Annotated in this window: 1 protein-coding gene; it reads right to left on the reverse strand. The window is 66.7% G+C overall.

Features of this window, described 5'->3' with window-relative positions:
- A partial coding sequence (locus tag ABT324_RS33360) for a hemolysin family protein (RefSeq protein ID WP_351185908.1) occupies window positions 1-1,049 on the reverse strand: 1,049 nt, incomplete at its 3' end.
- Window positions 1,050-1,081: the final 32 nt, after the last annotated feature.

Genomic DNA, 1,081 nt, shown 5'->3' on the forward strand with positions numbered 1-1,081 from the left:
CGGTCGTGCTCGTCGCGGACGTCGCCGATGATCTCCTCGACCACGTCCTCCAGCGTCACGATGCCCGCCGACCCGCCGTACTCGTCGACCACCACGGCCAATTGCAGACCCGATCCGCGCAGGGTTTCCAGCAGCGCATCACCGTGCAAGGTCTCCGGCACCGTGGGAACGGGCTGGGTGAGCGCACCGACGAGGACGTGCTCGCGCTCCTCCGCGGGCAGACCGAAGGCCTGCTTGACGTGGACGACGCCGTGGATGTCGTCGAGGTCACCGCCGTGCACGGGGAACCGGGAGAACCCACTGCGGCGGGCCAGCTCCAACAAATCCAGCACGCTGTCCCCCACCTGCAACGCCTCCACCCGCACCCGCGGCGTCATCAACTCCTCAGCCGTGCGCTCACCAAACCGCAACGACCGGTCCATCAACTCCGCCGCCGACTCGTCCAACGTCCCGTGCTCAGCACTGGACCGCACGATCGACCCCAACTCCTCCGGCGACCGCGCCGACCGCAACTCCTCCTGCGGCTCCACCCCGAACCGCCGCACCACCCAGTTCGCACTGTCATTCATCGCATCGATCAACCACCGAAACACCCGCGAGAACCCACCGTGATACCCCGACACCGCCCGCGCCGTGGCCAACGGCCGCGCAATCGCCAAGTTCTTCGGCACCATCTCCCCGAACACCATCGACAACGTCGTGGCCAACAAGATCGCCAACACCAACGACACCGCACCCGCCCCCACCACAGGCACACCCACCGCCACCAACACCGGACGAATCAACTCACCGATCAACGGCTCAGCCACATACCCCGTCACCAACGTCGTCAACGTGATCGCGACCTGCGCACCCGAAAGCTGAAACGACAACGACCGGTGCGCCCGCGCCACCGCCCGCGCACGCCGATCACCCACCGCACCCACATGCGCATCAACCGTGCTGCGCTCCAACGACGTCAACGAGAACTCAGCCGCAACAGCCAACCCCGTCCCCACCGTCAACACACCCACGAACACCACACCCAACACAGCCCACACCACACCCATCACCGGCCACCCCACCGGCAACCACACACCAC

It is taken from the genome of Saccharopolyspora sp. NPDC000359, from assembly GCF_040300525.1.
Classification (GTDB): domain Bacteria; phylum Actinomycetota; class Actinomycetes; order Mycobacteriales; family Pseudonocardiaceae; genus Saccharopolyspora.